Genomic DNA, 23220 nt, shown 5'->3' with positions numbered 1-23220 from the left:
TGTCGTCGCCTGGGGACAGGCGTGAGTACATCGGCTCTGGGGACCAGACGACCCCACCGCCCGAGTGGGCAGAAGATGCTGCTCGACGACCCCCGAAGGGCACCTTCTGCCCACTCGGCAGAACGGGACTCCGGCTGGCACGACCGAACGGCGACGAGTGGGCAGAAGATGCTGCTCGTCGACTCCGGACGAGCATCTTCTGCCCACTCGAGGGTCCGAGGCCGAGGAGGCGCGGTGCGGGAGACCACGCACGACCGGCGAGGCGGGCCGGTGCGAGGGTCCGGGCACGGCGAAGGGCCGCCGCCCCGGGATGACCCGGGGCGACGGCCCTCGCGTGGTGCGGCGTGCGGCGTGACCGCAGACGACCTACTGCAGGTAGAGCTGGAGGTCCTGGCTGACGGCCTTCGCGAACATGCGGAGGCGGGCACGGCTCTCGACGCGCGAGACGGCTTGGCGCGACGAGTGCACGCGCTTCGAGATCTCGTCGAGGGTCATCGGCTGGTCGTCGTCGAGGCCGAAGCGCATGCGGATCACGCGCGCCTCGTCCTCGGGCAGCGTCGCCACGAGGGCGTGCATGTCGCGGTTGAGCAGCGAGCTCTCGGTGGCCTGCGTGGGCGACGGGGTCTCTTCGTCCTCGATGAAGTCGCCCAGCTCGCTGTCTTCGGCATCGCCGACGACGGTGTGGATCGACACCGGCTCGTGCGAACGGGACTTGAGCTCGATGAGGTCGGCGACGTCCATGGCGACCTCTTCGGCCACCTCGTCGACGGTGGGCGCACGGCCCAGGTCGACGGTCAGGTCACGCTCGGCCCGCGAGATGCGGTTGATGCGCTCGACCGTGTGCACCGGGATGCGGATGGCGCGCGCCTTGTCGGCGAGGCCGCGGGCGATGGCCTGACGGATCCACCAGGTGGCGTAGGTCGAGAACTTGTAGCCCTGCGTGTAGTCGAACTTCTCGACGGCACGGACCAGCCCGAGGTTGCCCTCCTGGATGACGTCCATGAAGGGCAGGCCGCGCTGCGTGTAGCGCTTGGCGATGCTGACGACGAGGCGGAGGTTCGCGGTGATCATGCGGTCCTTGGCACGCTCGCCGTCGTGCTGCAGCCAGCGCAGGTCGCGGAGCATCTCGGCGTGGGCCTTGGTGCGGTTCTTCTTGACCGCGTCGGCCGCCTGCAGCTCTTTGAGCTTCTCGCCGGCGAACAGGCCGACCTCGATGCGGCGGGCGATCTCGGTCTCTTCCGCTGCGTCGAGCAGCGGCATGCGGCCGATGTGGCGGAGGTAGTCGCCGACCTGGTCGGTGGAGGCCCCTCGGACCTGCGACAGGACCTCGACCTCGGTGTCGTCGGTGGCTGTGGTGGTGTTGCGCGTGGTGACGGAAGTGGTCGTCATCGTTCTCTCCCTGCTCGAGTACTGACCTGGTGTCGCGTCGATTAGTTCGTGAAGCTCGTCGGCGTACTTCGAGTCTGGCGTGCAGAGGCGTGCGGGAAAAAGCTGGTGCAGGCCCTGACGGGACTACTCCGAGCGCACGTCCAGAGTTTCGACGTCGACGGGGTACGAAGGCGAACGACGTTTGACAGCAGCCCCGATCGGGTATAGGCGACCGCTATCACGCCGGGGGTACACATTCCCAGGTCGCTCACCGGAAACTCGGCCGCTGATCTGTCGGGGTACGACGAACGGCACCGCGAGCCCAGGAGGCGCGGTGCCGTGACCCGAGGACGCGCGCGTCGGCGACGCACCCGGTGGTGGGACGGACCGAGGTCAGACCGCGCTGCGACCGCTGCGGTCGGCCCGGCCGGCCCGAGCAGCGACGCCGGCGCGGTCGGCGAGGTCGGCCAGGTCGCGCGACTCGGCGCGCTCCTCGGCCTCGGCCTTGGCGCGCTCTTCGGCCTCGACCCTGGCGTAGACGGCCCGCTCGGTGCGGTCGGAGCGCAGCAGTGCCCTGACGATGAACCAGAAGATGAGGCCCACGACGATGGTGGGCGTCACGGAGAAGACGATGGCTCCGGCAAGGGACTCAGGCACCCGACCAGGGTACGTCGCCCTCCCGGGGAAAACCACGTGCACCTCTCGACGACGAGACGACGGAGGCGCGGTGCCCGACCGGCTCCGCGCCTCCTGCACTCGAGCACTCGAGCACCCGAGCACCCCACGAACCACGTTCCGCGCGATGAACCACGAAGACACGGGGTTCATCGCACGGAACGTGGTTCACGGGCGGACGAGCAGGCTCGCCGCCCGCCGCCTACTTGACGAGCGGGAAGAGGATCGTCTCGCGGATGCCGAGGCCCGTGATCGCCATCAGGAGGCGGTCGATGCCCATGCCCATGCCGCCGCTCGGCGGCATGCCGTGCTCGAGTGCGGTGAGGAAGTCGTCGTCGAGGCGCATGGCCTCGGCGTCGCCGCGGGCCGAGAGGGCGGCCTGCTCGACGAAGCGCTCGCGCTGGATGACGGGGTCGACCAGCTCGGAGTACGCGGTGGCGAGCTCGAAGCCGCGGACGTAGAGGTCCCACTTCTCGACGACGCCGGGCTTCGAGCGGTGCTGGCGGACGAGCGGGCTCGTGTCGACCGGGAAGTCGACCACGAAGGTCGGGCGGTCGAGCGACGGCTTGACGAAGTGCTCCCAGAGCTCTTCGACGAGCTTGCCGTGGGTCTCGTGCGGCACGACGAGGTCGACCGTGGCGGCGAGCGCCTGCAGGTCGGCGACGGTGGTCGACGGCGTGATCTCGACTCCGGCGGCCTCGCTGAGCGACTCGTACATCGGCACGCGGGCCCACTCGCCGCCGAGGTCGTACTCGGTGCCGTCGGCCAGGGTGACGAGGTGCGAACCGGACACGGCCATGGCGGCGTTCTGCACGAGCTCTTGCGTGAGTCGGGCCATCTGGTCGTAGTCGCCGTAGGCCTGGTACGCCTCGACCATCGCGAACTCGGGCGAGTGCGTCGAGTCGGCGCCTTCGTTGCGGAAGTTGCGGTTGATCTCGAAGACGCGGTCGATGCCGCCGACGACGGCCCGCTTGAGGAACAGCTCGGGCGCGATGCGCAGGTAGAGCTCGGTGTCGAACGCGTTGCTGTGCGTCTGGAACGGCCGCGCCGCGGCGCCGCCGTGCATCGTCTGCAGCATGGGCGTCTCGACCTCGAGGTACTCGTACGAGTCGAAGGTGCGGCGCAGCGATGAGACCGCAGCGGCCCGGGCGCGGACGGTGGCGCGGGCCTGGTCGCGCACGATCAGGTCGAGGTAGCGCTGGCGCACGCGCGTCTCTTCGCTGAGCTCGGAGTGCAGGTTCGGCAGCGGCAGGATCGCCTTGGCCGCGATGGACCACTCGGTGACCATGATCGACAGCTCGCCGCGACGCGACGAGATGACCTCGCCCTTGACGAAGACGTGGTCACCCAGGTCGACCAGCTCTTTCCAGTCGGCGAGGCGCTGCTCGCCCACCTCGGCCAGCGAGACCATGGCCTGGATGCGGCTGCCGTCGCCCGCCTGCAACGCGGCGAAGCACAGCTTGCCGGTGTTGCGGGCGTGCACGACGCGACCGGCGAGGCCGACGACGTCACCCGAGCGGCTGTCGGTCTCGAGCTCGGCGTACCGGGCGCGGACCGCACCGATCGTGTCGGTGATCGGCACGCCGACCGGGTACGCCTCGACGCCGGCCTCGAGCAGGCGGGCGCGCTTGTCGAGTCGCACCTGCTTCTGCTCCGACGCCTCGCGCGCGGCGGTGGCCGCCTCGTCGTCGGGGGTGGTGGTCGGGTCGGGCGCGGCGGTCATGTGTCAGGTGCTCCTGGGGTGGTGGAGGGGGCGGGAGGCGCGGGCCGGGTCAGGCGCGCGGGTCACCGAACGCGGTGGGGCCGTCGTCGAACGAGGCCATGTCGATGGTACCGGGGCCGACCGCGCCGCCGGCCTCGCCGAGGGCGGCGTCCATGGCCGACCGCATCAGCGGCGCGAGCAGGCGGCCGGGCTCGGGCAGGCCCAGTTCGGTCAGCAGTCCGACCGGCTGCGCGACGATCGCGGCCGAGAACTCGGTGGCCGTCGCGATGGCCTCGGCGTAGCGGGCCCGGTCGGCCTCGGCGACGATGACGGGCTCGGCACCCATCTCGACGACGAGTGCCTGCCCGATCGGTTGCACGGGGGTCGGCGCGGTCACGGCGCACCAGGCGTCACGCAGCCGGACGAGGTCGATGGTCGTGCCGGTGAAGGCGAGGGCCGGGTGGATCGCCAGCGGGATCGCCCCCGACGAGAGGGCGGGCCGCAGCACCTCGAGCCCGTGACGGGGCGAGGTGTGCACGACGAGCTGGCCGGGCTGCCAGGTGCCCGTCGCCGCGAGGCCCTGCACGAGGTCCGCGAGCTGGTCGTCGGGGACGGCGAGCAGCACGAGTTCGCTGCGCTCGACGATCTCGGGCACGGTCAGCACGGGCACGCCCGGCAGGATCGCCTCGGCCCGGTCGCGGCTGCGCTCGGACACGGCCGAGATGCCGACGATCGCGTGACCCGCGGCGGCGAGTGCGGCGCCGAGCACGGGCCCGACCCGGCCGGCACCGACGATGCCCACACCGAGGCGGCCGCTGCGGCGGTCGGAGCCGCCCGCGGGTCGGCGGGTGGCGTCGCGCGAGTCGCGGGGGTCGCGGGGGTCGGTCACGGGGTCTCCTCGCTCCAGCGGTGGGTGCGGTCGGCGTGGGCGGCGGCGACCGCCTCGCGGCCGGCGGTCGTGAAGAAGCCGAGGGCGTCGTCCTGGTCGAGCGCGCCGATCTCGGCCACGATCGGCCCCTGGACGGTGTGCAGGTGCACGGTCGCGAGCCGCAGCCGACGCCTCAACGGACCCTGCACGAGCCCGACGCTCTGCACCCGGGGCAGCGGCACGATGACGAGCTGACGCCAGATCGCGCCCTTGCGCAGCAGCAGCGCGCCCGGTGCCGAGCGGAACCCGTTGCGCCGCCACGAGAACCAGCGCAGCACGGCGGCCCGCCGCGGCGACACGGTGAACCCGCCGTCGGTGCCGCTCGACCTCAACCCGCCCTCGACGAGCGACAGGGTGTGCTCGGTCGTCGCCTCGACCGCGTCACGGACGGCAGGAGGCGCGGCCTCGCCGGCCACGGACGTCGCGTCCCCGAGCACCTCGCCACCGAGGACAGGAGGCGCGGCCTCGTCGTTCGAGAAGGCGTCCGTGGCCATGCCCGTCGCGGGGGCGACCGCCGCGGGGACGTCGGCCGACGCGCTCGACCCGGCCCGCGCCTCCTCGGCGGCGACGCCCACGGCGGCCACGCCGACCAGCTCGGGCAGGACGAGTTCGAGGACGCGGCGGACGTCGTCCTCGTCGCCGACCGGCAGGATCGTCGTGTTCTCTTGCCCGGCGGCACCCTTGGTGCTCGAGCGCGAGGCGCGGTTGATCTTGACGTCCCACCAGCCGAACGGGCGCCAGAGCAGCGGTTGGCTGACCTTGACCGAATGGATGCGGCCGGGCGGCAGCGTCTCGTTCGAGGTCGAGAACAGGCCGTAGCCGATGCGGACCCCGTCGCGCGTGCCGGCGATCGTGTAGCGCAGCGACTTCGTGATGCGGTTGACGTAGAACCCGCCCGACCCGAGCACGGCCGGCAGCAGCACGAAGAGCAGGAACCATTCGCCCGTCGTCACCACGCTGATCACGATCGCCACGACGGCGGCCAACAGGAAGAGGGTGTAACCGCTCAGGACGGTCGACCCGATCAGGCGGCCGGGCGAGAGGGCCACGACGGACTGCGGCGGCGCTTCGTCGGGGTCGAGCTCGGGCGCGAGGAACTCGTTCGCGCGCTGCTCGACGAGGCCGCCGAAGCCCTGGCGGTGCGGAGCGTGGGCGTCGGGGTGACCCGGACCCGCGGTCCCCGCGACGGCGGCGGCGTCGGTCACATCGCCCGTGCCGGCGGCTGGCGCCTCGACCGGCGAACCGGCCGCACTCGGGGCCGGCGCGTGCGGCTGCTGCGCCCCGCCCGCGCGCCGGAGGATCTCGCGGCGCAGGTCGTCCGCCGACGCCGACCGCAGGTAGGCGAGGTTGACGTTGGCGTCCTGGCCGGCCTGGTTGACCTCGAGCTTGGCGGCGCCGAAGACGCGGGCCAGCAGCGGACGCTGGATGTTGATGCCCTGGATGCGGTCGAGCCGCGCCCGCCGGTTCGTGCGGAACACGATGCCGCTGCGCACCTCGACCACGTCCTCGCCGACCCGGAAGGTGTGCATGCGCCACGACAGCCAGAACCCGCCGACGAACAGGGCGATGACCACGACCACGGCGAGCAGCAGCAGGCCCAGCCAGCCCTGGTCGACGACGTACCCGAACGGGTCGCCCTCGTCGCCCCGCCGACCGCCGGGCACGAACAGCTCGACGACGTACTCGCGCGCGTTGTTGAAGAGGATGACGAGCACCGCGGCCAGCGCGATGCCGCCCTTGAGCAGCGGGGTGGCCGGGTGCAGGCGGTGCCACTCGCCGTCGGTGAGGGCGGCGACGTCCGGAGGCGCTGGTCGGCCCCCGCCCCCGTCCGCACCGGTGCGGGGGTCGCTCACAGGCCGGCCCGACGCGATTCGGCCAGCTCGACGAGGCGGTCGCGCAGCCGCTCGGCCTCGTCGGCGGGGACGCCCGGGATCGTCACGGCCGACGCCGCGGCCGCGGTGACGAACTTCAGGTCGCTGAGACCGAGCGCCCGGACGACCGGGCCCCGGTTGATGTCGATGAGCTGCATGCGGCCGTAGGGCACGGCGACGACCCGCAGGTACAGGATGCCCTTGCGCAGCAGCAGGTCGTCCTCGCGCAGTTGGTAGCCGATCGCCCGGACGCGACGCGGGGTCAGGGCGGCGACGACGATCGTCACGAGCACGACGGCGGCGGTGATCGCGTAGGTCCACCACTCGCCGATGAACCAGAGCGGGACGGTGGCGGCGGCCACGATCAGCCCGGTGACGACGTAGCCGATCAGCTCGGGCCAGACGTACCGGGGCGAGACGCGGGTCCACTGCGCGTCGGGGATGTCGAGTCGGTCCATGTCGGCGTCTCTTCCGGTCGGCGGCGGTGTCGTGCGGCAGCGGTGTGGTGCGACGGCGGCGGGGCCGCGGGCGGTCAGACCGCTTGCGTCCCCGGGCCCTGGCCGTTCTCGTCGTCGGCGGGCGGGACGGTGCACATGCGTTCGGCGACGATGCCGGCCACGAGCAGCCCCACACCGCCGACGACGACGACGATCGCGGGCACGAGCGAGCCTACAGCGACCCCCACGCCACGCGAGAGGACGAACAGCAGGACTCCCCCGGCGAAGCCGCCGAACAGGGCGCCGGACAGGCTGCTCGCCTTGGCCAGCAGCAGCACGCGCGTCGCGTAGTAGGGGTCGACGCGCTCCTTGCTCGACCCGGTCGCGACGCGGTGCACGGGCACGGCCATCGAGACGACGACCCCGCCGATGCCGAGCAGCACGAGGCCGAGGGCGACGGGCAGCACGATCGACGGCTGACGCATGGCGACCAGCACCGAGTCGAGGACGAAGCCGGCGGCCACGGCCACGATGATCAGGCCGACCAGGGTGGAGGGGCGGGTGTGCTTCACGGGGCTCCTGGGCTGGGGTCGGTGGTCGGGTCGTGGGCGGACCCGTGGTCGGACGGTGCGTCGGTCAGCGGGGGGTCGGGCTCGGGGTCGAACAGCGAGGTCGCCCCTGGCACGGGGCGGGTGCGCTCGGTGAGGCGGGACGCGAGGTCGGCGACCCGCCCTGCTCCGGCGAGCCGCGCCTCCGGGTCGAGCCGGAGCCAGGGCTCGAGCACGAACGCGCGCTCGGCGGCGCGGGGGTGCGGCACCTGGAGGCGCTCGGTGTCGATGCGCTCGTCGTCGAGGGCGACGACGTCGAGGTCGAGGGTCCGGTCGCCCCACCGCACGTCGCGGGTGCGCCCGTGCGTGGCCTCGATCGCCTGCAGCGCGTCGAGCAGGGCGTCGTCGTCGAGCGTGACGTCGGCGAGCAGCACGGCGTTGAGGTAGGTCGGCTTGCTCGGATCGAGGCCGTCGAGCGTGACGGCGGTCGACGACACGGGGGCGGACGCGGCGACCACCGTGATGCCCGGCGTCGCGTCGACGGCCCGGACGGCGTCGCGCAGCAGGGTGTCGCGGTCGCCGAGGTTCGAGCCGAGGGCGATCACCGCACGGCGGACGCGCGGCCCGCTCGTGATCGGCCCGCTCACGCTCGCTCCCGGCTGATGGTGATCGACACGTCGCCGAACGGCACGGTGATGGGGGCCCCCGGCTTGTGCACGGTGACCTCGGTGGCGACGGCCGCTCGGTGCGCGAGTACGACGGCGGCGAGGCGCTCGGCGAGGGTCTCGATCAGGTCGACCGGGTCGCGCTCGACGGCGGCCACGATCTCTTCGGCCAGGACTCCGTAGTGCACGGTCTCGCCGAGGTCGTCGCCGGACGCCGCCGGAGAGGTGTCGAGGTGCACGACGACGTCGACGACGAACTCCTGGCCGTCGCGGCGCTCGTGGTCGAAGACGCCGTGGTGGCCGGTCGCCCGCACGCCGCCGAGACGCAGCACGTCGAGGCCGCGGGCACGGAGGGCCGGCACGCCGGCCGGACCGGTCGTGGCGACGGAGTCGTGCTCGCGCCCGGGCAGGCCGTCGGGTCCGGTCGCGCCGCCGCTCACGCGTGCCTCGCCGGTCGTCGGGGAGCCGCGGCGGCTTCGGTCCAGGCCTGCAGCACGTCGAGGGCCGCTCGGGTGCCGGCGACGTCGTGCACGCGCACGCCCCAGACGTCGGCCTGCGCCGCCAGCACGCTGATCACGGCGGTCGCGGGGTCGCGGTCGACGGGCGGCGCGCCCTCGGGCAGGAGGTCGGCCAGGAACCGCTTGCGCGACGCGGCGACGAGCACGGGCAGGCCGAGCCGGCCGAGCACGTCGAGGTGGGCCAGCAGCTGCCAGTTCTGGGTGGCGTCCTTCGAGAACCCCAGGCCGGGATCGAGGACGATCGTCGACGGGTCGACGCCCCGGGTCACGAGGTCGTCCACCCGTGCGGCGAGCTCGTCGGCGACGGTGCCGACGACGTCGCCGTCGTAGTCGCGCGACGCCGCGGAGGGTGCGTGCCCCGAGCCGTCGAGTCGACCGCGCCAGTGCATGACCACGAAGGTGCGGCCGCTCTCGGCGACGACCCGGGCCATGTCGACGTCGGCGAGACCGCCCGACACGTCGTTGACGATCTCGGCGCCGGCCTCGAGTGCGGCGGCGGCGGTCGACGCGTTCATCGTGTCGATGCTGACGCGCACCCCCTCGGACGCGAGCTGACGCACGACCGGCAGCACCCGACGGAGCTCGTCGGCCGGCTCGACGCGGGCGGCACCGGGCCGGGTCGACTCCCCGCCGACGTCGACGATGTCGGCCCCCCGCGAGACGAGGGTGCGGGCGTGGGCCAGGGCGGCGTCGAGGTCGAGATGACGACCGCCGTCGCTGAACGAGTCGGGCGTGACGTTGAGCACGCCCATGACGGCCGGGCCGGGTCGTCGGACGGTGGACCGGTCGCGCGAGCGTCGGAGGACCGGCTCAGGAGGCGCGGCGTCCGGCCCCGGGCCGGTCGCGACCCGGTCACGCACCGCCGGTGCCGCGTGCGAACCGCTGCGCTGCCGCTCGGGTCGTGGCCGGGCCTCGAGCACGGGGTCGGCCTCGTCGAACGACCGCTCGTGCAGCGGCCCCTCGAACCGGCCACCGGCCACCAGCCGACGCCCCGAGCGGCCGGCGGGAGCCACGGCCGCCGAGGTCTCGGCGGGGGCGGGGCCGGGGTCACCGGTCGCGGGACGGACGGCGGCAGCCACGGCGGGCGGCTGCGCGGCGACGGGCACCTCGGCGGGGAGGCTGGTCGCGGGGGTCGTCGCGGGCGTGTGCGTGACGGGCGGCAACTGGGCCGGAGGACGGACGGCCGCGGTCTCGTTCTGCGCCAGGACGAGTCGTCCCTGCGTGATCGGCCCCGCGGCGAGCCCGTCGGCGGCCGCCCGGGCGGAGGCGGGTGGCGCGTCGACCACGACGTCCGCCGGATACCGCTCACGACCACGAGGACGCTTCGACGGGGCGTCGCCACCCTCTCGGGCCGCAGTGGTCGGACGGATGTCGTCACCGGACGCGGCGGGGGTGCCGCTGGACGGGTCGGTCACGAAGCGGTACCTCCGTTCGGTGCTCGGGACGAGCCCTCAGGCTAGCGACCGGCTGCGCCTCGGCGCAGCCGGTCGGGCCGGTCGTGCGTCAGGCCGTGGCGATGCCGGGCGTCGTGCGGGGCGGGCGCGTGCGGGCCGGCTTGGTCGTCGGCTCGGAGTCGACGCCCCCGTCGACGGCTTCGGCGTCGACGGGCGACTTCGTCGGCATGGGGATCGCCGGGCGGTCCGACACCGGACGCTTGTCGCTCGAGAGCCACTGGGGACGCTCGGGGAGCTTGCGGACGTCCTTGAAGATCTCGGCCAGCTCGTCGTGGTCGAGGGTCTCTTTCTCGAGCAGCTCGCGGGCGAGGAAGTCGAGCACGTCGCGGTTGTCGTTGATGACCTGCCACGCCTCGTCGTGCGCCTGCTCGAGCAGCACGCGCACCTCGGCGTCGACCGTCTCGGCGATGTTCTCGGAGTAGTCGCGCGAGCTGCCGTCGCGGCCCATCATCATCTCGCCCGACGCCTGGCCGAGCTTGACCGAACCGACCTTGTTGCTCATGCCGTACTCGGTGACCATCTTGCGGGCGGTCGCCGTGGCCTTCTCGATGTCGTTCGAGGCGCCGGTGGTCGGGTCGTGGAAGACGAGCTCTTCGGCGACACGACCGCCCATGGCGTACGTGAGCTGGTCGAGCAGCTCGTTGCGGGTGACCGAGTACTTGTCTTCGAGGGGGAGGACCATCGTGTAGCCCAGGGCACGACCGCGGGGCAGGATCGTGATCTTGGTCACGGGGTCGGTGTGGCGCATCGCCGCGGCGGCGAGGGCGTGACCACCCTCGTGGTACGCGGTGATGAGCTTCTCGTGGTCGTTCATGATGCGGCTGCGGCGCTGCGGACCGGCCATGACGCGGTCGACGGCCTCGTCGAGGGCGCGGTTGTCGATCAGCTGCGCGTTCGAGCGTGCCGTCAGCAGGGCGGCCTCGTTGAGGACGTTGGCCAGGTCGGCACCCGTGAAACCGGGCGTCTTGCGGGCCAGGACCTCGAGGTTGACCGAGGCGGCGAGGGGCTTGCCCTTGCCGTGCACCTCGAGGATCTGCTTGCGGCCGTCGAGGCCGGGAGCGTCGACGCCGATCTGGCGGTCGAAGCGACCGGGGCGCAGCAGGGCCGGGTCGAGCACGTCGGGACGGTTGGTCGCGGCGATCAGGATGACGTTGGTCTTGACGTCGAAGCCGTCCATCTCGACCAGCAGCTGGTTGAGGGTCTGCTCGCGCTCGTCGTTGCCGCCGCCGATGCCGGCACCGCGGTGACGACCGACGGCGTCGATCTCGTCGACGAAGATGATCGCCGGGCTGTTCTGCTTGGCCTGTTCGAACAGGTCGCGGACGCGGCTGGCACCGACGCCGACGAACATCTCGACGAAGTCCGACCCCGAGATCGAGAAGAAGGGGACGCCGGCCTCGCCGGCGACGGCGCGGGCGAGCAGGGTCTTGCCGGTGCCGGGAGGGCCGTAGAGCAGCACGCCCTTGGGGATGCGGGCGCCGACGGCCTGGAACTTGGCCGGCTCTTTCAGGAACTCTTTGATCTCTTCGAGCTCTTCGATCGCCTCGTCGGCCCCGGCGACGTCGGTGAACATGACCTGCGGCGTCTCTTTCGACGCCAGCTTGGCCTTGGACTTGCCGAACTGCATGACCTTGCTGCCACCGCCCTGCATGGACGAGAGCAGGAACCAGAAGATGACGCCGATGATGAGGAACGGCAGCAGGATGCTGAGCAGCGACATGAACCAGCTGGTCTGCGTGACGGTGTCGTCGAAGTTCTCGAGGTTCGCGTCGGTGACGGCGTCGACGACCTCGGAGCCACGCGGCGTCGCGTAGTAGAACTGCTCGGCCTTGTCGCCGTCCTTCAGGACGAGGTCGACGCGCTGCTCGTTGCTGAAGATCGTCGCCGACTTGACCTTGTCGGTCTGGATCGCCTCGAGGCCCTTCTGGGTCGAGATCTGGGTCGTGCCCGCCCCGCTGATGAGGCTCCACCCGATGCCGATGCCGATGACCGCGATCACGATGTAGATGATCGGACCGCGGAAGAGTTTCTTGAAGTCCATGTCAGTACGGGCGACGCCCGACACCTTTCTGCAGGAAGAACGTGAGCAAAAGGGTACATCGGGGCTGCTATGCCCTGGATGGGTGTTCGCCGAGGGCTTGATCGGCCCCGCCCGGGAGCGGACCGCTAGCTGTAGACGTGCGGGGCCAGCACCCCGACACCGCGCAGGTTGCGGTACTTCTCGTCGTAGTCGAGGCCGTAGCCGATGACGAAGTCGTTCGGGATCTCGAAGCCGACGTACTTGACGTCGACGGCGACCTTGGCGGCGGCCGGCTTGCGGAAGAGCGCGAAGATCTCGACCGACGCCGCCCCGCGCTTCTGCAGGTTCTCGAGCAGCCACGACAGCGTCAGGCCCGAGTCGATGATGTCCTCGACGATGATGACGTCGCGGCCGTGCAGGTCGCTGTCGAGGTCTTTGAGGATGCGGACGACACCCGACGACTTGGTGCCCGAGCCGTACGACGAGACGGCCATCCAGTCCATGGCCGAGGCCAGCTTGAGCTCGCGCGAGAAGTCGGCCATGACCATGACGGCGCCCTTGAGGACGCCCACCAGCAGCGGCTCGCGACCGACGTAGTCGGCCTCGACCTGCCGGGCGACCTCGGCGATCTTGGCGTGGATCTGCTCTTCGGTGTAGAGCACGCTGGTCAGGTCGGCCTCGATGTCGCTGAGTTCCATGGTGGTGTCGTGCTCCTGGGGTCGTGGGGTGCCGAGGGGGGTCTCAGGAGGCGCCGGTCGCCGAGAAGTGCAGCGCGCCTCCGGTGCGTTCCACTGTAATGCCCGGCAGCGACACCGCCCCCTGCCCGTGCCAGTCCGTCACCAGCCGGGCGACCTCGAGGGTCTGGACGCGGCTGAGCGAGACCCCGAACTCGCTCTGCACCGCGAGCCGGATCAGTCGCTGGCGCAGGGCCGCCGGGTTCGCGGCGAGCCCCCGGACGTCGAGCGAGATGCCCGCCTCGGCGTGGTCGGCCAGTTCTTCGGCCAGTTCGTCGGCGAAGTGGTCGAGGGCGGACGAGTCCTCGCGCAGCGCGTCCGCCGTGCGCGCCAGGGCCTCGGTGATGCCCGGGCCCAGCTCGCGCTCGAGCATCGGCAGGACGGTCCGCCGCAGCCGCACCCGCGTGAAGGTCGGATCGTCGTTGTGCGGATCGGCCCAGGCCTCGAGGCCGGCGTCGGTGCACGCCGCCGCCGTGGTCGAGCGGCCGACGGCCAAGAGGGGGCGGGCGTACAGGCCCGAGCGCGCCTCCATGCCGCTCAGGCTCGTCGCACCGCTGCCCCGGGTGAGGCCGAGCAGCACCGTCTCGGCCTGGTCGTCGCGGGTGTGGCCGAGCAGCACGGTGCGGGCGCCCTGCTCGGCGGCGACGGACGCGAGCGCGTCGTAGCGGGCCGTGCGGGCCGCCGCCTCGGGGCCGCCCTCGGTGCCGACCGTGACCCGGACGACGACGACGGGGTCGAGCCCGAGGCCGCGGGCCTGCTCGGCCGCGCGTGCGGCGACGGTGCGCGAGTCGCCCTGCAGGTCGTGGTCGACGACGACCGCGCCGGCGCGCAGCCCCGCACGCGGCGCCGCGAACGCGAGCCCCGCGGCGAGCGCGAGGGAGTCCGGCCCGCCGCTCAGCGCGACGAGCACGAGGTCGCCCTCGTCGTGACCGGACAAGGAGGCGCGCACGGCACGTCGGACGTCGGCCGTCGCGGGGGTCAGGCGGGGTCTGTCGGGCATCTTGTAACGTTAGCGACACCGCCGACCCGTCGGGTCGGACCCCCCAACGACGCATCGCAAGGAGCACACCCATGGCCGCGTACGACGCCGTGATCGAGATCCCCAAAGGCAGCCGCAACAAGTACGAGGTCGACCACGAGACCGGTCGCGTCTACCTCGACCGCGTCCTGTTCACCGGGTTCGTCTACCCGACCGACTACGGCTTCTTCGAGAACACGCTCGGCCTCGACGGCGACCCCGTCGACGTGCTCGTGCTGCTCGACTACCCGCTCTTCCCGGGCGTGGGCGTCAAGGTGCGTCCGGTCGGCGTCTTCAACATGACCGACGACGGCGGCAGCGACGCCAAGGTCATCGCCGTCCCCGCGAAGGACCCGCGCTGGGAGCACATCCAGGACGTCACCGACGTGCCCGAGTACCTGCGCAAAGAGATCGAGCACTTCTTCGAGCACTACAAGGACCTCGAGCCCGGCAAGTGGGTCAAGACCGAGGGCTGGGGCGACGCCGCCGAGGCCGAGGCCATCGTCGAGGCCGGCATCACGAAGCTGGCCGACGAGGGACACTGACCTCCCGCACCACGGCATGACGTAGGGCCCGACACCACCTGGTGCCGGGCCCTACGTCGTGCCGCCGTCCGCGGACGGTGCCTACAGGCGGATGCCGCGGTCGGCCATGAACGGCTGCGGGTTCTGCGCGACGCCGCCGACGCGGGTCTCGAAGTGCAGGTGGCAACCGGTCGAGTTGCCGGTCGAGCCGACGTGACCGATCTGCTGGCCGGTGCCGACGGCCTGCCCGACGCTGACCATGATGCCGCCGTTCGGCTGGTGGCCGTACCCGGTCGTGAAGCCGTTGCCGTGGTCGATCAACACGAAGTTGCCGTAGCCGCCGTACCAGCCGGCGTAGGTCACGACGCCCGCGGTCGCGGCGTAGATCGGCGAGTTGCAGCCCGCGGCGAGGTCGGTGCCCGCGTGCAGGATGTACGCGTGCGTCACCGGGTTGACGCGCATGCCGAAGCCGCTCGAGATGTTGCCGCCGGCCGGGCGGGTCCAGCCCTGGGGCGAGACGACCCCGAGGGCCGTGCCGGCGGTCGCCGCCGCTGCGGCGGCCGCGGCGGCCCGGGACTCCTCGACGCCCTTCTGGTACTCGGCCTCGGTGTGGTCGACGTTGGTCTTGAGGGTCTCGAGCTGGGCCTGGAGCCGCGCCTGGTTCTCCTGCTGCGTGGCGAGGGCGTCGCTCGCGGCCTGGGCGGCGTCGTTCGCGTCGGCCAGGGCCTTCTGCGCGGTGTCGGCCAGCACGGCGAGGGCGGCCTCGGCGACGGCGGCCTGGTCGCTCAGCCCCTGGGCGGTGTTGCGGTCCTGGGTGGCCTGCGAGTAGATGCCGTCGGCCTGCTCGGTGAGCTTGCTCATCGCGCCGAGCTTGTAGAGCAGCTGCCCGGCCTCACCCGGGTCGGCGATCAGGCTGCCGCTGACGCCGTTCGTGCCACCGGAGCGACCGAGCTGGGCCGCGAGCTGACCCGCGCGCTCCTCGCTGGCGGCGGCCACCTCGTCGGCGGCGTCGGCCTGCGACTGCAGCTGCGCGGTCTTGTACTGGGCGTCGTCGTACGCGGACTGGGCCTTCTGCAGCTCGTCGCCCCGCTTCTCGGCCTCGGCGTTCTTGGCGTCGAGGTCCGACTGCATCTGGGTGAGGATGCCCTCGAGGTTGGTGATCTCGGCCTGCTTCGCGGTCTCGTCGCCCCGCGCCTTCTGGACGTCCTCCCACGAGGGGTAGGAGGCGGCGTGGGCCGACGACGCGGGCAGTCCGACGACGCCCGCGGTGAGCAACAGGGACGCGGCGGCGATCGACACGACGACGCGGGCGAGTCGCGACGACGGCGCGAGGGGACCCGACGTGAGGCTCGCCAGGCGGGCTCGACCGGGTCGGCGGGTGGTGGTCATCGAGTGGGTCCGATTCGTCGTGACGGCGTCGAGTCCGTGAACCGGTGGTCGCCGTGTGGGACACGGTAACCCGGGCGCGCGATCCCGTACAGCACCGCAGGCGGTGGCGACGGGCGGGCCGACCCGGGGGCGGGCCCGAACTCTCAAGAACGACTTGAAACTAGCCTCCGCTCCGACGATCGCCGGGCAATCGCGACGGAGTGGCGGGCGAGTCGCGTGACCAGAACGGGGGACGAGGAGGCGCGCGCGTCGATCCGCGTCGCCCCCGTTTTGCTTTTACCCGCGATCATCCGTATGCTCTGTGATCGGTTGCTATGACGTCCTCGGACACGGCCCCATCGTTTAGTGGCCTAGGACACCGCCCTTTCACGGCGGCAGCACGGGTTCGAATCCCGTTGGGGTCACCAGCGACACAGCACCGAGGCACCACCTGCACCAATCACAACAGAACATCGAGTACGCTGTCTCACAGCAGCAAGTTTGGCCCTGTAGCGCAGTTGGTTAGCGCGCCGCCCTGTCACGGCGGAGGTCGCCGGTTCAAGTCCGGTCAGGGTCGCCAAGGCGAGTTCATCGCCTGGGGGCTTCAGGCCCTCACGGCTGGGTAGCTCAGTTGGTAGAGCGTTCGACTGAAAATCGAAAGGTCCACGGATCGATGCCGTGTCCAGCCACAGAAGGCCCCGCTCAGGCGGGGCCTGACTCGTTTAACGGCGGGACGGCCGCGTGAGCATCGGACACGACCCCGCGGTCGTCTCCCTCCGCAGCCGCTGGCTCGACCCGCTCGTCGCCGGCCTCGCGGCGCTGCTGCTCGGGGCCGCCTTCAGCTGGGTGCCCTCGTACTGGAGCGACGAGGCGACGACGCTGCAGGTGGCGCGCCTCCCCCTCGGCGAGTTGCTGGCGTTCGTGCACCAGCGCGACGCGGTGCACACGGTCTACTACCTCGTCATGCACTTCTGGATCGGCGCCTTCGGCGAGGCCGAGGTGGCCGCGAGGTTCCCGTCGGCCGTCTTCGTCGGGGCCGGGGCCGCCGGTGTGCTCGTCCTGACGCGCATGCTGACGACCCGTCGCACCGCGCTCCTGGCCGCGGCGATCTTCGCGGTGTTGCCCCGCTTCACGCTCGAGGCCGCCGAGGCGCGTCCCTACGCGCTCTCGGCCGCGCTGGCCGTCTGGGTGACCGTGCTGCTGCTGGTGGCCTCCCGGCGTCACCGTCGACGCTGGTGGATCGGGTACGGCGCCGTCCTCGCCGGGTCGATCGCGACCTTCGTCCCCCTCGGCCTGATCATCGTGGTGCACGGCGTCTTCCTGCTGCTGGCGCCGGCACAGCGCCGACGTCGGGGAGCCCGCCACCGCCTCCTCGGCTGGTCCGTCTCGACCGGGGCGGCCCTGTTCGTGACCTCGCCGGTCATCGGGACGGTCCTCGCCGAGCGCTCGCGCCTCCTGGGGGTGGCCGACCCGTCGACGGGTGCCGACGTCACCTGGTGGACGGTCCTGGTCGAACCGTGGTTCGTGACGGGCCTGGCGTTCGCCGTCGTCTCGGCGGTCCTGCTCATCCTGCTCGGCACCCGCCTCCGCGACCGGTCGAGGACGCCGGGCAGCGTGGTGTTGCTCGGCGCGCTCTGGGTCGCGCTGCCCGCCGGACTGCTGCTCGCGCTGGGGCTCGTCCTGGCGCCCGTGTACACGTCGAGACTGGTGACCTTCTCGGCGCCGGGCATGTGCCTGCTGCTGGCGGTCGCCGTCACCGGCTTCCGGCGGCGCTGGATCAGCATCGCCCTCGTCGCCCTGCTGGTGACGGCCTCGGTCCCGACCTACGTGCTGCAGCGGCTGCCGACCGGCAAGGGGGGCGGCAGCGACCTCTCCCAGCTCTCGAGCTACATCGAGAGCCAGGCCCGTCCGGGCGACGCGTTCCTGCTCGACGCGACCGGCACCGTGTCGACGCGACCCCGTCAGGCGATCTACGCCTACCCGGAGCGCTTCGCCGAGCTCGACGACGTCGCCTTCGTGCGGTCGGGGCTGCCGTCGGGCTCGTACTCGGACGTCACCCTGCGTCTCGACGACGAGGACGACGCCGTCGAGCTGGCCGACCGGCTGACGTCGGTCGACCGCCTGTGGATCGCACGTCTCTCGGTCGACGTCCTCAGCGAGGCCGACCTGCGCCAGCTGCGCGACGAGGGCTACGAGATCCGGCAGGAGCACCGCACCGGACGCAGCGTCGTCTACCTCTTCGCGCGACCACCGGCCTGACGGTCAGCGACGGAGCTCGAGGGTGCAGCACTTGACGCCGCCGCCGCCGAGCAGCAGTTCCGAGAGGTCGACGCCGATCGGGTTGTAGCCCCGCTCACGCAGCTGCCGCTCGAAGCCGGTGGCCCGGGCGGCGATCACGACGTTGTAGCCGTCCGAGTACGAGTTGAGCCCGAGGATGGCCGCGTCCTCCTCGCTGACGAGGATCGCGTCGGGGAAGCGCTGCCGCAGGATCGCCAGCGAGGCGTCGTCGAACGCGCTCTCGAGGTACGCGATGGTGTGGCGGCCGTCCACCGGCTCGGGGTCGAGCACGGCGATGGCGGTGTCCAGGTGGTAGAAGCTCGGGTTCACGAGGGTGAGGCTGACGACCTCGCGCCCGAAGACGCGACCGATCTCGTCGTGCGAGCTCGAGTCGCTGCGGAAGCCGGTCCCGGCCAGGATGACGTCGCCGACCAGCAGGAAGTCCCCCTCGCCCTCGTTGGTCTCGGCGGGCTCGGCCACCTCGAAGCCGGCCGAGGCGAACCAGCGCATGTAGGCCGGGCCCTCGGCCTGGCGCTCGGGGTAGGTGAATCGTGCACCGTACGCGACGCCGTCGAGGACGAAGCCGCCGTTGGCCGCGTAGACCATGTCGGGCAGGCCCTCTTCGGGGTCGATAAGCTCGACGTCGAATCCGAGGCCGACGTAGGTGTCGTGGAGGGTCTGCCACTGGGCCAGCGCCAACGAGGTGTCGGTCGGCTGCGTGGGGTCCATCCACGGGTTGATCTTGTAGCTGACGGTGAAGTGCTCCGGTCGGCACATCAAGATGGTGCGGTGGCTCGCCACGCGGGCGGCGTCCCGTCGGGCGGTCGCGTCGGGCAGGTCGGAGGGTTCGATCGTCAGGCTCACCGGATCAGTGTCACATCGCGAGCGCGCACAGGGCCGGGCTCTCACGCAACATTCTTGCGTATTTGTCAGCTTTGGTGCATCTTATCCGCGTACGATGCTGTCGTGGACAATCTCGACTACGGCATCATCGACCTCCTGCGCCAGAACGCCCGTGCCGGGTACGGCGACATCGGCGCCTCGGTGGGCCTCAGCGCCTCGGCGGTCAAGCGCCGCGTCGATCGCCTGGTCGCCGACGGGGTGATCAAGGGGTTCACCGTGCAGGTCGACCCCGCCGTGGACGGGCTCGGCACCGAGGCCTACGTCGAGCTGTTCTGCCGCGGCACCGTCTCGCCCCAAGAACTGCAACGCATCCTGGGCACGGTGCCCGAGGTCGTCGACGCCGGCACGGTGACCGGCAGCGCCGACGCCATCGTCCACATGCGCAGCCGCGACATCCCGTCGCTCGAAGAGGCCCTCGAACGCGTGCGCAACGCCCCGAACGTCGACCACACGCGCAGCGCGATCGTGCTGTCGAAGCTCATCAGCCGCCGCTCGGCCTGACGGCGACCCGACGGCGACCCGACTAATGCCCCGCGGCGGTCCGTCGCGGTCAGAGCCGCAGGTCGGCCAGCGCGGGGTCGAGACGGCCGTACCGATGCGCCGTCAGCGAGACCGACTGCTCTCGCACGAACGCCAGCAGTTCGATCCGCCCCTCTTCGGTCACCTCGCCCGAGTAGATCGTCACGTCGGGACTGCCCCGGAGCACCCGGGCGAGCGCGGCGGGGTCTCCGCCGATCATCCGGATGCGCAGGCCGCGGTAGGCGGCAACCGCCTCGGGTGACGGGGCCGGCCTCGAGTCGTCGACCCGACCCCCGTCGACGGAGGCCCGCTCGCCCCCGGCGGCCTCGGCCAGCAGGTCGAGCACGTCCGGACCGGCCGCCTCGGCCGTGGCGCCCTGCAGGGCCCCCGCGGCGGCCCGTGCGACGAACGCCTCGTCGCTCTCGACGACGACGTCGCGCACGCGCACCGGGGACGAGGAGGCGCGCCACAGGTGCACGAGCCCCGCCGGCAACGGCACGGCCGAGCTGACGGCCAGGGTCGCCCCCGCCCTCGCACCGGCGGCGACGAGCCGGACGAGCGCCGCCGGGTCGGCGCCGGAGGAGAGTCGCACCGTGACCGGGTGCGGTCGGTAGCGCAGCACGTTGCGCTCGACCACGAGGCCGGTGACGTCACGGGCCAGCCCGAACTCGGACTGCCAGGCACGCTGGTCGCTCTCGACGGCCGTGCGCAGCGAGTCGAACTGCTCGAACGACAGGGTCGGTCGGGCCGCGTCGACCAGGCGGGTGACTCCCTCGGAGACGTCGTGCAGGCGCAGCGAGGGGCGCGGGTCGTGGGGACGGTGCCGCCAGGCCCCCTGGCCGATCAGGGCGTTCGGGCCGCCGGGCTTGAGGCCCCGACCGATCGCCCGTCGGCCCCACCCGCCGGTGGGCCTGCGGCGCACCCGCGCGCCCGTCGTCGGACCGCCGACGACGAGGTCGCCCGCCCGCACGGTGTGCAGCCAGTCGTCGATCTCGTCGACGTCGAGGGAGTGCAGGCCCGCCACGTCGCCGCCGTTCTCGGCGTTCTGCACCGCGACCGCCTCGGCGAGCGTGTCGACCGCGACGAGACCGACGACGGGCACCCCGTGAGCGCTCGAGGCGAAGGCCCCCAGAGGGTCGACGCCGTCGCGCACTCCCGGCGAGCAGAGGGCCCCGGTCCCGTCGAGCGGACGCGGCTCGAGCAACCACGACTCGCCGGGCCCGAGCACGGTCAGCACGCCGAGCTCGGACCCGGTCGGGGCGGAGGCGAGCGGCCCCATCACGGTGGCGACGTCGTCGGCCGGACCGACGACGACCGCCTCGAAGGCCTCGCGCAGCAGGCGGCGGAACGTCTCGCCGTGACCGACGGAACCGACGGCGAGCACGAGGTCGAGCGCACCGTGGCCGCGGCCGGCGTGGTCGACGACGCTCGCGACGACGTCCGCGGCGGCGAGTTCGAGGTCGGCCGAGGGGGTGACGACGATCGAGGTGACCCCCCGGGTCCGCACGGCGAGGTCGAGGTCGGGGCGTACGTCGCGGAGGCCGACGGCCGTCTCGACCGGCACGTGGGCGACGACCCGGTCGACCACGGGGTGGGTCAGCAGGGCCCGTTCGTGGTCGGGACCGTCGGCGACGACCAGGGCGAGGAGCGAGTCGGGGACGCCGACCGCCCAGAGCGCCTCGGCGACGACGGCGACCGCCCGCCGTCGGCTGGGGGGCAGGTGGACGACGACCGCGCTGCCGGCACCGAACGCCGCGAGCACTCCCTCGACCGTGCTGGCGACGGGCGTGACGAGGTCGGGCACGACGACCGTGAGCCGCGGGGGCCGGTGCTCGGCCGTGTCGACGGTCGCGAGGTCGCGGGTCAGGATCGCCAGCCGGTGGGCCGAGTCGACGGCCGCACCGACCTCGTGGTCGGCCTCGGACAGGGTCGAGCCGGACTCGCTGACGCACACCTCGACGAGGCGCGAGCGCCGCAGCGCGAGCTCGCGGCCCGCGAGGTCGAGGAGTTCGGCACGGGTCTCGGGGTCTTGGCCGCCCCAGGCCGCCCCGGCCGCGGAGGCGCGGGTCACGACGGCCTCGAGTGCTGCGTGGTCGAGGGCTGCATCGTCGAGGGCTGCGTCGTCGAGTGCTGCGTCGTCCGGGGACGCGAGCCCGAGGGAGGGGGCCGCGTCGGCGGTCTCGACGCCGGCGACCGACCGACGAGCACGCCCGAGCACGCCCCGGGCCCACCGGCGGTTGCCGTCGAGGGAAGGATCGGTGTCGGCCTCGGCCGCGAAGTCGACGACGTGGTCGGGGCCCTCGTCGAGCGGTCCGGACCGGTCCCGCCGCCGCCGCGGCACGGAGGGCAGCTCGGAGACGGCCGCGACGGCCCGGTCGTGCCGACGAGCCTCGCGGGCGAACGCGGCCTCGTGGTCGACGTCGAGGGTGCTCGAGAGGAATCCCTCGGGGTCGGCGAGCGCGTCCAGCCGGCCCACCAGGTGTCGCACGGCGGAGTCGAACTCGCCGGAGACGATCACCGGCGCCTGGAGGACGAGCGAACCGAGCTCGGAGCGGACGACCTCGGCGAGACCGGCCGCGGACCCCAGCCACATCTCGACGTCGAGCAGGTGCTCGGTGCCGTGGCGACGGGCGACCGTGACGGCGTGGGCCAGGTCGAAGACGTCGTGCCCGGCGAGTCCGACCCGGGCGACCGCGGCGTTCTCGGGCCTCAGGGCGAACTCGACCAGCCGGAGGTGGCTGGCGTCGGTCTCGTGCTTGGCCTCGAAGGTGACGACGGGCCAGTCGTGCAGGCGGGCGTCGACGATCTCGTCACGGCGCGAGCCGCCCTTGACCAGCCGGACCGAGATCGGGGCGCCGCCCCGGTCGACACGGTCCCGGGCCCAGTCGGTGAGCAGCCGCAACGAGTCGAGTGCCTCGGGGACGTACGACTGGACGACGATGCCCGCCGTGACGGACTCGAGCCCGGGGCGGTCGAGCAGTCGGGTGAAGACGTCGATCGTGAGGTCGACGTCGGCGTGCCGGTCGACGCCGAGGGTGAGGAGGGTGCCCGTCGAGGCCGCGAGCTCGAGCAGGGGCCCGAGCGTCGACTCGGCCAGGTCGCTCGTCTCGTCGAAGGCCCACGGCGAGGTCGGTCCGACGAGCTCGCGGACGGTCGTCGTGACGCGTTCGACGTCGGGCCGCTCGATCAGGGCCCGGACCGCGGCGACGCGCCGCTCGGCCTGGGTCGGCCCCGACACCACGGGCCCCCAGGCGGTCAGGTCGAGCCGCACGCCGTCGTTCCGCAGGCCGGCGAGGGCCTGCGTGAGCTTCTCGGGTGGCGCGTCGACGAGCAGGTGCCCGACCATGTGGCGCAGCGCCCGCCGTGCGACCGGCATGATCGGCTTGGGGGCGAGCGGGCCGAAGCCGCCGCCGAACGAGATCGCCGCCCGCAGGTGCCAGGGCAGCAGCGCCGGAGTGCGGCGGCTGAGCGAGTCGAGCGCGGACGCGGCCGCCCGGTCGTCTTCGGGGCGGACGACGCGGTCGGCGAAGTCGCGGGCGAAGTCGAGCCCGCGGGGGTCGCGCAGCACCTCGGTCAGACGGGCGGCCGGGCCCTGCACCGGGACGGCACGCGCGGCGTCCCACCAGCGACGGGCCGTCTCGACGGTCTGCTGCGTGACATCGTCGGCGTGCACATCGGACATGGGTCGAGG

Annotated in this window: 19 protein-coding genes and 3 tRNA genes; 6 read left to right on the top strand and 16 right to left on the bottom strand. The window is 72.5% G+C overall.

Annotated features, from left to right (window positions below; all coding sequences use genetic code 11):
* Positions 1-366: 366 nt before the first annotated feature.
* From ASE87_RS09945 to tilS, 13 genes are all read right to left on the bottom strand, one after another.
* Entirely contained in the window at positions 367-1389 is a 1023-nt protein-coding gene (locus ASE87_RS09945; RefSeq protein ID WP_056044073.1) for a sigma-70 family RNA polymerase sigma factor, read from the bottom strand.
* Between the two features lie 372 nt (positions 1390-1761).
* Complete coding sequence (locus ASE87_RS15805) at positions 1762-2025, bottom strand: hypothetical protein (protein WP_082452541.1); 264 nt, start codon at positions 2023-2025, stop codon at positions 1762-1764.
* Positions 2026-2245: 220 nt separating this feature from the next.
* Positions 2246-3766: a lysine--tRNA ligase gene (gene lysS, locus ASE87_RS09935; protein ID WP_043596857.1), complete on the bottom strand. Its 1521-nt coding sequence runs from the start codon at positions 3764-3766 to the stop codon at positions 2246-2248.
* A gap of 49 nt (positions 3767-3815) precedes the next feature.
* Positions 3816-4547, bottom strand: coding sequence for a Rossmann-like and DUF2520 domain-containing protein (locus tag ASE87_RS09930; RefSeq protein WP_056229490.1), 732 nt, complete (start codon positions 4545-4547; stop codon positions 3816-3818).
* A gap of 83 nt (positions 4548-4630) precedes the next feature.
* Positions 4631-6526 (bottom strand): PH domain-containing protein, encoded by a 1896-nt coding sequence (locus ASE87_RS09925; RefSeq protein WP_056228144.1) that lies wholly within the window; start codon positions 6524-6526, stop codon positions 4631-4633.
* Positions 6523-7002: a PH domain-containing protein gene (locus tag ASE87_RS09920; protein ID WP_043595810.1), complete on the bottom strand. Its 480-nt coding sequence runs from the start codon at positions 7000-7002 to the stop codon at positions 6523-6525. The genes ASE87_RS09925 and ASE87_RS09920 overlap by 4 nt, the downstream gene beginning before the upstream one ends.
* Positions 7003-7076: 74 nt before the next feature.
* Positions 7077-7553, bottom strand: a complete 477-nt coding sequence (locus ASE87_RS16350) for a DUF3180 family protein (protein ID WP_056228141.1) — start codon at positions 7551-7553, stop codon at positions 7077-7079.
* Positions 7550-8176, bottom strand: coding sequence for a 2-amino-4-hydroxy-6-hydroxymethyldihydropteridine diphosphokinase (gene folK, locus ASE87_RS09910; RefSeq protein ID WP_082452539.1), 627 nt, complete (start codon positions 8174-8176; stop codon positions 7550-7552). The genes ASE87_RS16350 and folK overlap by 4 nt, the downstream gene beginning before the upstream one ends.
* Complete coding sequence (folB, locus tag ASE87_RS09905) at positions 8173-8634, bottom strand: dihydroneopterin aldolase (RefSeq protein WP_235472266.1); 462 nt, start codon at positions 8632-8634, stop codon at positions 8173-8175. The genes folK and folB overlap by 4 nt, the downstream gene beginning before the upstream one ends.
* On the bottom strand, positions 8631-10127 hold the full coding sequence (folP, locus tag ASE87_RS16910; protein WP_369814005.1) for a dihydropteroate synthase: 1497 nt from the start codon (positions 10125-10127) through the stop codon (positions 8631-8633). Before folP ends, folB begins: the two co-directional genes overlap by 4 nt.
* 88 nt (positions 10128-10215) lie before the next feature.
* Positions 10216-12207 (bottom strand): ATP-dependent zinc metalloprotease FtsH, encoded by a 1992-nt coding sequence (gene ftsH, locus ASE87_RS09895; protein WP_043593237.1) that lies wholly within the window; start codon positions 12205-12207, stop codon positions 10216-10218.
* Between the two features lie 125 nt (positions 12208-12332).
* Entirely contained in the window at positions 12333-12884 is a 552-nt protein-coding gene (hpt, locus tag ASE87_RS09890) for a hypoxanthine phosphoribosyltransferase (protein ID WP_043593236.1), read from the bottom strand.
* A 43-nt stretch (positions 12885-12927) separates the two neighbouring features.
* Positions 12928-13920: a tRNA lysidine(34) synthetase TilS gene (tilS, locus tag ASE87_RS09885; protein ID WP_056228138.1), complete on the bottom strand. Its 993-nt coding sequence runs from the start codon at positions 13918-13920 to the stop codon at positions 12928-12930.
* A gap of 71 nt (positions 13921-13991) precedes the next feature.
* Between tilS and ppa the strand changes: the two genes are divergently transcribed.
* The gene (gene ppa / locus ASE87_RS09880) at positions 13992-14483 is read left to right on the top strand and encodes an inorganic diphosphatase (RefSeq protein ID WP_043593233.1); all 492 of its coding nucleotides are present in this window, start codon (positions 13992-13994) and stop codon (positions 14481-14483) included.
* An 81-nt stretch (positions 14484-14564) separates the two neighbouring features.
* Here ppa and ASE87_RS09875 read toward each other — a convergent pair whose 3' ends face one another.
* A complete protein-coding gene (locus ASE87_RS09875; protein WP_056228134.1) occupies positions 14565-15851 on the bottom strand; it encodes a M23 family metallopeptidase in 1287 nt (428 codons plus the stop codon).
* A gap of 331 nt (positions 15852-16182) precedes the next feature.
* Here ASE87_RS09875 and ASE87_RS09870 point away from each other — a divergent pair.
* The 4 genes from ASE87_RS09870 to ASE87_RS09855 all read left to right on the top strand — a co-directional run bounded on the left by ASE87_RS09870 (position 16183) and on the right by ASE87_RS09855 (position 18089).
* Positions 16183-16258: transfer RNA gene (locus ASE87_RS09870), tRNA-Glu, on the top strand.
* Positions 16259-16333: 75 nt separating this feature from the next.
* A tRNA-Asp gene (locus tag ASE87_RS09865) sits at positions 16334-16410 on the top strand.
* Between the two features lie 36 nt (positions 16411-16446).
* Positions 16447-16519 (top strand) — tRNA-Phe (locus ASE87_RS09860).
* Positions 16520-16571: 52 nt separating this feature from the next.
* Complete coding sequence (locus ASE87_RS09855) at positions 16572-18089, top strand: glycosyltransferase family 39 protein (RefSeq protein WP_056228132.1); 1518 nt, start codon at positions 16572-16574, stop codon at positions 18087-18089.
* A 3-nt stretch (positions 18090-18092) separates the two neighbouring features.
* On the opposite strand, the gene ddaH is transcribed toward ASE87_RS09855, so the two are convergent.
* Positions 18093-18971: a dimethylargininase gene (ddaH, locus tag ASE87_RS09850; RefSeq protein ID WP_369814004.1), complete on the bottom strand. Its 879-nt coding sequence runs from the start codon at positions 18969-18971 to the stop codon at positions 18093-18095.
* 102 nt (positions 18972-19073) lie between these two features.
* Here ddaH and ASE87_RS09845 point away from each other — a divergent pair, with 102 nt between their 5' ends.
* Entirely contained in the window at positions 19074-19511 is a 438-nt protein-coding gene (locus tag ASE87_RS09845; protein WP_043593232.1) for an Lrp/AsnC family transcriptional regulator, read from the top strand.
* Between the two features lie 49 nt (positions 19512-19560).
* Here ASE87_RS09845 and ASE87_RS09840 read toward each other — a convergent pair whose 3' ends face one another.
* Complete coding sequence (locus ASE87_RS09840; protein WP_056228130.1) at positions 19561-23211, bottom strand: proline dehydrogenase family protein; 3651 nt, start codon at positions 23209-23211, stop codon at positions 19561-19563.
* Positions 23212-23220 lie beyond the last annotated feature (9 nt).

This window comes from Frigoribacterium sp. Leaf44 (assembly GCF_001421865.1).
Taxonomy (GTDB): domain Bacteria; phylum Actinomycetota; class Actinomycetes; order Actinomycetales; family Microbacteriaceae; genus Frigoribacterium.
The sequence above is the reverse complement of the archived record's forward strand: the minus strand, read 5'-3'. Positions and strand labels throughout refer to the sequence as shown.

Coding starts and splice junctions, on each gene's coding strand:
- ASE87_RS09945 (WP_056044073.1), bottom strand. CDS start 1,389: ATGACGACCACTTCCGTCACCACGCGCAACACCACCACAGCCACCGAC.
- lysS (WP_043596857.1), bottom strand. CDS start 3,766: ATGACCGCCGCGCCCGACCCGACCACCACCCCCGACGACGAGGCGGCC.
- ASE87_RS09920 (WP_043595810.1), bottom strand. CDS start 7,002: ATGGACCGACTCGACATCCCCGACGCGCAGTGGACCCGCGTCTCGCCC.
- ftsH (WP_043593237.1), bottom strand. CDS start 12,207: ATGGACTTCAAGAAACTCTTCCGCGGTCCGATCATCTACATCGTGATC.
- hpt (WP_043593236.1), bottom strand. CDS start 12,884: ATGGAACTCAGCGACATCGAGGCCGACCTGACCAGCGTGCTCTACACC.
- tilS (WP_056228138.1), bottom strand. CDS start 13,920: ATGCCCGACAGACCCCGCCTGACCCCCGCGACGGCCGACGTCCGACGT.
- ppa (WP_043593233.1), top strand. CDS start 13,992: ATGGCCGCGTACGACGCCGTGATCGAGATCCCCAAAGGCAGCCGCAAC.
- ASE87_RS09875 (WP_056228134.1), bottom strand. CDS start 15,851: ATGACCACCACCCGCCGACCCGGTCGAGCCCGCCTGGCGAGCCTCACG.
- ASE87_RS09840 (WP_056228130.1), bottom strand. CDS start 23,211: ATGTCCGATGTGCACGCCGACGATGTCACGCAGCAGACCGTCGAGACG.